Raw genomic sequence first — 8,281 nt, 5'->3', positions numbered from 1 at the left:
CCCGACTCCTTCATACCTAGACCGTCTAGACATCACAAACCAGCAGCGGAGAACCTGTCACGCATGCCCTTCGGACGAATGTCGGGCCAGTTCTGTTCGATGTAGTCGAGACAGGCCGCGCGGTCGGCCTCTCCGTACACCACTCGCCAGCCGGCCGGGACGTCGGAGAAGGTGGGCCAAAGGCTGTGTTGTTCCTCGTTATTAACTAGTACGAAAAATTTGCCACTGGCATCATCGAATGGATTGGGCTGCAACTGACGACCTCCTACAACAGAGATGAAATACGCAGAAGCGCTGCGCGCGCAGCACTAGAAGTGGTGCAGCGCTTCAGGATTGGCCGTTAGTTTCGACCAGCATGCCGACCTGCCCACCGGCACGATGCGAGCGCCGATGAGGTTCGCGGAGATCCCCGCCGTGACGTGACCGTCATGGCTGCGGTTCTGGCCCCAGTTGTGTCCCCGACCCGAATCGCAATACCGTCCGCAACGTCAACGGTAACCCTGGAACCGCATGCGCCGCTCCGCGGGGGCTTCCGTCGGCGCACCAACGAACCGCCAACAGGCGGGCACCACGACTTTGGATGTCGCACTCCACGGCTCCGCAAGTACCCGGCTGCAGGTGCGGTCAAACCTGTGAATTTCGTTCCTGCATAAGAGATTCGCAACCGCTACGTTCTCGTCACTGCGCAAACCGAACGTTTGTCCCGGCACCCGTTCGCCCGGAGGACAGGCGTCGCCACATCCGGCGCGTGACGATCGCAACGGTCACCATTTGCCGACGTCGGGGTACCGCATTGCTGGAGCAACAGCGTGCGCTTTGCGGCAAGCACCCGTTCGGCAGAATCCACGGACACTGGCGCTTGCTGTCGTTTGACCCGAACCGTGACCACCGCTGGGATCGAACGTTGCTGGCACAGGGAGGAAAATTCAAGCTCGAGACTGAGGCAGCGGTGCACGCGCGTGTCACACCGCATTGGCGGGGCGTTCATATCCGTGGGCGCGGACGGAGTTGTTCGAAGTTGTTGCAGGTAAAGACGATTCGTGGCTCAAGACGGACTCGCCGGTCTGCGGAAATGTGAATTGATGCACAGGCCACAATTCCCTAGTGCGGTTGTTTAGACTCCCTCTGCCGCGGGTAGAGCTGCGCCAATGTGGGGGTCAGTGCTGGGGCTGGGCATTCTGGCGGCACTCAATCCGGTGCGTCTGGGCCTCGCCCTCTTGATGATCTCCCGGCCGCGACCCGCGCCGAATCTGCTTGCCTACTGGGTCGGTGGCCTCACCATATGTGTGCCCGAGCTGCTTGCCCCGCTGATGCTGCTCAACTTCACATCCACGTTCGGCTCCTTCCGGCACGGTTCGGCCGCCCCGGCCGCGAACTCCGCCCTCCCGCACATCCAAATCGCGCTCGGTGTCCTCGCGTTGTCGATCGCCGCGGTGATGGCAGTGCGCTTCTCGACGCGGCAGCGGGCGGAGGGCCGCGTCTCGAGCAATGCGCCGGCCTCGGATACGCCGATCGCGCTCCCACGATTTCTGAGCCGCGCACGGGACGTTCCCGACGAAGAGCGCGCCGGAATGCGCCGCCTGCTCCACCGCGCCCACCAAGCCTGGGAGAAAGGATCGCTGTGGATCGCCTGGGTGGTCGGGCTGGCCTCGGTGCCGGTCGACGGCGTGCTCTTCATCCTTGCGATCATCGTGGCGTCGAGGGCGGCCGTTGCCACGCAGGTCGGCGCCTCGATCGCGTTCGTCGTCCTGATGTATTCCGTCGTCGAAATGATCTTGGTGGGTTATGTGGCCGCGCCGGCTCGAACCCAGGCCGTCCTGCGGCAGCTGCACGACTGGGTGCGCGCCTACCACCGGCAGATCCTCCTAACCGTGTTCACGGTGGTCGGGGTCACGCAGCTGGCCCAGGGCGTGCACCTCCTCTGAGCTATCGGATTACTGGCCTGGGTGAACGGGTAATGGTTGGACTGTGGAGAGCCAACACCGGTTCGAGGTGATAGCCCACGAGATGGACCGAAGCTCGTCGGGTGGCTCGTTCTTGCTCCTCGACCGCGACCTGCGAATTCGAGCGGCAAGCGTCGCATACGAGCAGGTCACCCTCCGGGAACATGGCGAGTTGCCCGGTCGGTACCTCTTCGACGCGTTTCCCGATAATCCCAACGATCCGCAAGCGAACGGGACGGCGAACCTCGCGGCGTCCCTGGAGGCGGTGATGCGGACCCGGCACGCCCACGACATGCGGGTCCAGCGCTACGACGTCCCCGACCCCGACGCACCCGACCATTTCGTGCCGAAGGTATGGAGTCCGACCAACGCTCCCCTGGTCGACCATGGCGAGTTGGTGGGCGTGGCGCACTGCGTCGAAGAGATCTCCGAAGCAAGGCAGCTGCTCGCTGAAATGGCTCGCACGGCCGATGAAGGCGGCTGCTGGACACCCGCCGAAGTGCTTCATACGCTCGAAGCGATCAACGCGGTGGAAAGCGCCCGCAGCGATGCACGCCTACAGGCTCTGGTCGCCGAGAACGAGCAACTGCGGCGCGCCATCGAAACGCGCGACACGATCGGCCAAGCCAAGGGCGTATTGATGGAGCGATTCGACGTCGACGCGACCGCCGCGTTCGGCCTGCTGGTCAAACTCTCCCAAGACACCAACGCCAGGGTCGAGCAGATCGCCCGCAGGCTGGTCGAGATAGACCATCCCCCCTCTTAGAGCTGAGCTCATACAGACAGCACCGGGACTTGATGGAGCCCGTCAGTATGCGCTGTCGCGCGAACGGTGGGCGGGGTGTGACGACAGCTCCGTGACGACGGAACGGCCTTGCCCGCGAGGAGATTCCCGCGCGGCCGCCACGAGGATGTCCACACCGTGCGCGATCCCGGTCGCGATGTCGTCGACCGCGGGCACATTGTCGGGGCACACACACACGCTCACATCCAATTCCTCGCCACGGGTGGTCAGCGCGATGTTCAACCCATTTTCCTCCGACAGCGGCGCCACGGTATGCACGCCAACGACCCTGGCCCCGGCACAGTACGCCGGCACCGGCTCGAAGGCGGTATAAGAGACGCTGCCGTGATAGATCGGTTTGAGCTGGTGCCGCAAGCCGGACCGCGTGTAGAGCTGCATACCCAGATTGGCCACAGCCGGCGGGATGAGCGACGCTATGGCGTCCACATCGTCTGCAGGAGGCCGCCTTTGGCGGCTATGACCCCGAAGGGCGTTCAGTCTTTCGGTGGCGGTATGGAGGTTGGCGAGGACCTGTACGGGGTCGTCGAGGTGCACTGGGATGCGAAACCGTCCGCTAGTCAGCGCCTTTCCCCTTTTGGGGGGATCGCTGGCCGGCAATTCGAAAGGCATCCGCATCAGCAGCGGATCCGTGGGCACCTTGTCGTGACTCTGCAGCCAGGCGCGCAATGACAGTGTGCAGGCCGCCAGAACGACGTTGGTGATGCTGCCCCCGAAGGCGCTATTGACCGTTTTCAGGTCTGCCAGCGGGATCGAGGCGAAGGCCACCGCGCGCCGCTTGGTCAGCGGCGCGTTGAGCAGCGTGTGCGGTACCGGACCGCTCATCGACGACCCGCCGTGGGCCATGGGATCCCGTCCACTCGTGCCGAACAACCGGCCACTCACCGCCCGCAGCGCATTGGACACGGCCTCGGCGATCAGCCACCCGCCGGTGACATGATTCTCGACCATCTCGGCCACCAAATCGACAACGAGCTCGCCGACCGAAGGCGCCGCGCCTAACGTCGACTCGGACGGCAGGCTTCGGTCAGGATGGGCGCGCGGTTTACGAGTCAGCAGCCGGGGCCACATCGACGCCGCCCCCGCGACCCCGTCATTGAGTGCGGCTGACATCTTTACCGCCAACGCCCAACGGCCGTCGAGCAGGCCGTCGACGCTCCACGCTTCCCACAGCCGGTGACGGCTATCCGGTCCCCGAGCGGTCAATTCCGCTACGAGCTCGGCAAGTTCGCGCCGCCCACCGGGAGGGCGAACCGTTGCGCAATGGATTTGTGGGAAAGGGTCATAGTCGTCGATCTCGGCCCACACTGGCTGCCCCATGCCCAACGGCTTGGCCACCAGGCGGCTGCGGAAGCGCGCCAATTGCGGCAGCGACGCGGCCACCAGCCGATGTAGCTTCTCGTGGCTGAGCACGGTGGACGGATCATCGACGATGACCAGCGTAAGCGTGTCCGCAGGTGCCTTCGAACTCTGTGTGTGCAGTGACAGCGCGTCGGTCCCCGCCAATCGCGTCACCATCGGTGCACCATTCCCTTCGCCACTATTCCTTTCGAGCAGTGCCCAATCACCTTGGACGACAGAGTGTTACGAGGCTCGCCAAGTTACTCTTTCAGTTCGCGGAGCTGGATCTCGAGTTCAACGGCGTGTACGACGACGCTGGAGGTTGGGGGTCCGCCCCGGCTTCAGTCAGTTCGGACCCGCACTGTGACTCCCAGCGCTCCCGCGCGGTGTCCCTCGTTATGCGGTGGTTGAACAGCACACAACTGACCGCGCCCAGGCGAATCGACAGAGCCGCGATCAGACCTGGCAACTCCTCCGTGAAGTCGTCGCTGTGCGGCCACCACGCACCATCGACGTACCCGCTCGCCGGCGCCTTTGGCTTGAGCCGCAAGCGCGGGGTGTGCTCCGGTGGTACGTGTCGGCGCTGCGCATCGAGATGGTCGATTTTCGGCGTCATTGCGACGCTCCCGTCTTGACCGCGAGACGGCCAATGATTCGAATCGACGCCCACCTGAACCAGAACGATCACAAACGGAAAACCGATGATTCGCTTCCAACCCTACTCCGAACTGCTCGACAACAACGAGAGCCAGCAACCAAGGCGCCGCCCGGCGCGGTCAGTCCACCACAAGGCCTGGCGACGCACAGCACGGGCCGGACCACGGGTCGAGCCACATCCCGGGAACGCTGAGTTTCCGCTGCCGGGGCGCCAAGACCGGTGGTAGCCGCTGAATACCGACAATTCGGAGAGTGGTGCTGCGTTTGTTCACACAGCGAAATTTCGACGGCGGCCGGCCTGGTGCTGACTGCTTAACACCACAGTTGCGCACCAACGGCCGTCTAGCAGCAAACCCAGAACGCAACCTGCCCGATTCGCCACTGACTTTCAGGGTATGCCATCTGCGGCAAAGACAGAAGACTTGGACCTCGGCCGCCGCGCCAGCACACGCGACCTCGCTGGCGAATCGGAAGATATTGGCGCATCATCGCGCCATGAGACGAGTGGTGAGCGCCGAGATGGACGTTGAAATCACCGCGTCCACGACACTCGAATTTCAGATTGCTGTCGCTCAGCATCCGCGCCTGGAGGTCTCCGAGTCGCTGAGTTTCGTCTTGAACGGACAGCCCATCCAGCCTCTGGAAGTCGGCGGAGTGCATGGCAACCGCATCCACAAGTTCGACGCACCGGTCGGCACCCTCAAAGTCGACTACTCCGCCACCGTCGTGGGTCGAACCGACCCGGCTCCGGTGACCGAATATGACCTGTCGATGTATCTGCGGCCCAGCCGCTACGCCGAGTCCGATAAATTCTATGGTTTCGCCGCAACGGAATTCGGTAACGACCGCGATTCGGCCACGCTGCTGGAGCACGTGAGCTCATGGGTCGGCACCAGACTGAATTATGTTCCCGGCTCCAGCGATCCGATCGACGGGGCGGTGGACACACTGCTCGCCGGTGAAGGTGTGTGCCGCGACTACGCGCATCTGGTGGTGGCACTGCTACGGGCGGTTTACGTACCGGCCCGCTTGGTGTCCGTCTATGCGCCGGGCGTGTACCCAATGGACTTTCATGCGGTGGCGGAGGCCTTCGTGGAGGGGCAGTGGCGGGTTGTCGACGCGACGCTGCTTGCGCCGCGGCAAACCCTGGTTCGCATCGCTACCGGTCGTGACGCCGCCGACACCGCGTTCCTCGACAATCACAAAGGCGCGATCACGCTCAACCAGATGCTGGTGACCGCGGTCGTCGATGGCGAGTTGCCCGTGGATTCCATCGACCAACTTGTTTCGATCCGCTGAGAACGGCCCCGAACGGCGGACCACACAACCGTCTTGGTGTGGCCCGTTGTCGACCGCCCGAGTAGGGTACGAATTGTCGGCGATACTTCGTACCTGACTAGTCAAAGTCATCTCGTCGCCGATTCGAATGATTTGGCCGTTTCGCGGTCAAGGCGGGAGCGTCGCAATGACGCCGAAAATCGACCATCTCGATGCGCAGCGCCGACACGTACCACCGGAGCACACCCCGCGCTTGCGGCTCAAGCCAAAGGCGCCGGCGAGCGGGTACGTCGATGGTGCGTGGTGGCCACACAGTGACGACCTCGCCGCAGAGCTGCCAGACCTGCTGTCGGTGCTGTCCGTTCGACTCGGACCGATTGGCCGCGTGGTCTACAACGTGAACGAATGGACAAGGCCACCCGCGAAATTCCTCACCGGAGGGCGAACGGTGCGACTCGACGGATATCGCCGTCAGCCGGTCAATACCGTCGGAGTCCTCGGCCTCAACGGTCCCAAAACCGTCTTGTTGGTCGTTTCACCGGATGCCGACCCAGACCGGGCGCATGCCATCATGATGACCGCGGCCCACCCAAGCGATGCTTCGACCGTCGAGGGCCTCATGATCGGCAGCGAGAAAACGGAAACCCGCGAATAGGGTCGTCACTTAAAGATCCTTGGCAATCAGTGAATCCGGCCGCAGGACGGCTTCATGCCGGGCCCGGACGGTGTCAATCCTGCGGGCCCTGAGGTAACGGCGCCACGCCAGCGCGCCGCGAGCGGCGCACTTCGAACATCTGCTCGCCGCGGGCCGTGCGGACAATGCAGTCGGCTGTGTGGAAAGCGTGCGAATCGCGGTGTGCCGCATACACTGGCAGGCCGGCGGCGCGGCGCAAGACCATTACCGCGAGGGCGGTACCGGTCCGGTGCGGGACGATCAGCAGCTTCGCCCGCGCATCACGGCCATCGACGGTCATGACGTGCGGGCGTGCGCCCAGTCCCCAATCCCAATTCAGGTCGTGCTGGCGTTGCAAAGATGACCAATTGACATTGATGTCGAGGACCTGCCCTAATGGCACGTCCAAGATAGACACCAATTCGGTCAGCTCTCGCGAGATCAGGCCGGTACGGGGCCACCATGCTCCATCGATCTTGTTCCCGAGTCGGCCGGCCAGGGTGAGGCGTACCGGGCTCGCGGACCGCCGTTCCCCACCCGAATTGATCGTGCGGGGAGTCGGGTCTTCAACCGAGAGCGTCGTCCCGTCGCGCGATTTCTCCACGGCCTCACTGCTGCGGCCTATTGTTCGATCCAGCTGGGCCCCAATATGATTGGTAAACGGCGTTGTGGGCTTCACGGGCAATCCTTCGCAGCTTGAAACGATCAACCCGCGAAACGGGGCCGACGGAGGAATTGCATTGCCCGTGATCTCGATGGGTAATTACTTCCAAAGGTAATCACTTCCGAGACTACCGCCGACAACGAAACAGCTCGTTACCGACGTTACGCCACTATCTGCTCCGGTGTCGCCGGCTGGACGGCTGCGCTCGGCCCGCCCGCGCGGTCCGCGGTCAACCACAAACTGTCACTTGCCGATTGAAAAGCCACGATGAGCAACGTGCACCGCGATTCATCGGCCGTCTCGCTGCCCGTGGGGTTATGCTTCCACTATCGTGGGTTTGTCGAGTACCGCCCTCTTCGGTAGCCGTCTGCGATAGCACGCTAGACGACGGGAGCGTCGCGGTGGCGCTTGTTACTTCCAGCCCTTCCAGCGCCACCCGATTGGTTCTCTGCGAACGTGACGCCACCCCCGCTGCGGTGGACGGGGCGTGGTGGCCAAAGAGCCTCGACCTGAGGCTAGAGCTACCCGACCTGCTTGCGGTTTTCGGTTTATGGATCGGCGCGGTGCACCGAGTCATTTACGACTCGAGCGCATGGTTGCCCGCGCCGGCGCGGCTTATTCGCCATAGCGAAATGGTCTCGTTGCATGCATATCGGCTGGTTTTCAGCGACACCATCTACCTCATGGGTACGCATTCGCGCGACGCGGTGTTGTTCGTGTTGGCGCCTTCGAATTCCGAGGAGGCGCAACGTGTGCTCGGCGAGGTCTCCTCTTGCGCACAACCGATGAATGCGGGACGGATGCGGCAACTTACGCGCCAATGCTATTCCGGCACCGACTTTTTCGAGGAACCGGCGCGATGACAAGTCGCCGCCCGGCTTCACCAGCCACCCGCGGAATGGCGGCGAAGGCACAAACAATAC

At 63.4% G+C, this 8,281-nt stretch carries 8 protein-coding genes and 1 pseudogene; 5 read left to right on the top strand and 4 right to left on the bottom strand.

Going from position 1 to position 8,281, the window contains the following annotated elements; translation table 11 throughout:
• Positions 1 to 32: 32 nt before the first annotated feature.
• Positions 33 to 254 carry an MbtH family protein gene (locus A5750_RS25485; RefSeq protein ID WP_082948354.1) on the bottom strand — a complete coding sequence of 74 codons (222 nt, stop codon included), beginning with the start codon at positions 252 to 254 and terminating at the stop codon, positions 33 to 35.
• A 906-nt stretch (positions 255 to 1,160) separates the two neighbouring features.
• On the opposite strand from A5750_RS25485, the gene A5750_RS18700 reads away from it, so the two are divergent.
• Both A5750_RS18700 and A5750_RS18695 read left to right on the top strand, forming a co-directional pair.
• Entirely contained in the window at positions 1,161 to 1,925 is a 765-nt protein-coding gene (locus A5750_RS18700) for a GAP family protein (protein ID WP_231989250.1), read from the top strand.
• Between the two features lie 43 nt (positions 1,926 to 1,968).
• A complete protein-coding gene (locus A5750_RS18695) occupies positions 1,969 to 2,709 on the top strand; it encodes an ANTAR domain-containing protein (protein ID WP_066946088.1) in 741 nt (246 codons plus the stop codon).
• A 42-nt stretch (positions 2,710 to 2,751) separates the two neighbouring features.
• Here the strand turns inward: A5750_RS18695 and A5750_RS18690 are convergent, their stop codons facing one another.
• Complete coding sequence (locus A5750_RS18690; RefSeq protein WP_066946091.1) at positions 2,752 to 4,263, bottom strand: wax ester/triacylglycerol synthase domain-containing protein; 1,512 nt, start codon at positions 4,261 to 4,263, stop codon at positions 2,752 to 2,754.
• A gap of 229 nt (positions 4,264 to 4,492) precedes the next feature.
• A pseudogene (locus A5750_RS26660) lies at positions 4,493 to 4,702 on the bottom strand (DUF5994 family protein); the annotation flags it as partial.
• A gap of 536 nt (positions 4,703 to 5,238) precedes the next feature.
• Between A5750_RS26660 and A5750_RS18680 the strand changes: the two are divergent.
• Both A5750_RS18680 and A5750_RS18675 read left to right on the top strand, forming a co-directional pair.
• Positions 5,239 to 6,042: a transglutaminase family protein gene (locus A5750_RS18680; RefSeq protein ID WP_066946097.1), complete on the top strand. Its 804-nt coding sequence runs from the start codon at positions 5,239 to 5,241 to the stop codon at positions 6,040 to 6,042.
• A 166-nt stretch (positions 6,043 to 6,208) separates the two neighbouring features.
• Positions 6,209 to 6,676 (top strand): DUF5994 family protein, encoded by a 468-nt coding sequence (locus tag A5750_RS18675; protein ID WP_066946100.1) that lies wholly within the window; start codon positions 6,209 to 6,211, stop codon positions 6,674 to 6,676.
• A 73-nt stretch (positions 6,677 to 6,749) separates the two neighbouring features.
• Here A5750_RS18675 and A5750_RS18670 read toward each other — a convergent pair whose 3' ends face one another.
• Positions 6,750 to 7,373 (bottom strand): DUF5994 family protein, encoded by a 624-nt coding sequence (locus A5750_RS18670; RefSeq protein ID WP_231989249.1) that lies wholly within the window; start codon positions 7,371 to 7,373, stop codon positions 6,750 to 6,752.
• A gap of 386 nt (positions 7,374 to 7,759) precedes the next feature.
• On the opposite strand from A5750_RS18670, the gene A5750_RS18665 reads away from it, so the two are divergent.
• Positions 7,760 to 8,221, top strand: a complete 462-nt coding sequence (locus A5750_RS18665; protein ID WP_066946102.1) for a DUF5994 family protein — start codon at positions 7,760 to 7,762, stop codon at positions 8,219 to 8,221.
• Positions 8,222 to 8,281 lie beyond the last annotated feature (60 nt).

The organism is Mycobacterium sp. 852002-51613_SCH5001154, assembly GCF_001667425.1.
Lineage (GTDB): Bacteria > Actinomycetota > Actinomycetes > Mycobacteriales > Mycobacteriaceae > Mycobacterium.
Note: the sequence above shows the minus strand (reverse complement) of the source record. Positions and strands in the feature narration are given on the sequence as shown.

Excerpts from the sequence above, each read along its gene's own strand:
- A5750_RS18690 (WP_066946091.1), bottom strand. The coding sequence starts at position 4,263 with ATGGTGACGCGATTGGCGGGGACCGACGCGCTGTCACTGCACACACAG.
- A5750_RS18680 (WP_066946097.1), top strand. The coding sequence starts at position 5,239 with ATGAGACGAGTGGTGAGCGCCGAGATGGACGTTGAAATCACCGCGTCC.
- A5750_RS18675 (WP_066946100.1), top strand. The coding sequence starts at position 6,209 with ATGACGCCGAAAATCGACCATCTCGATGCGCAGCGCCGACACGTACCA.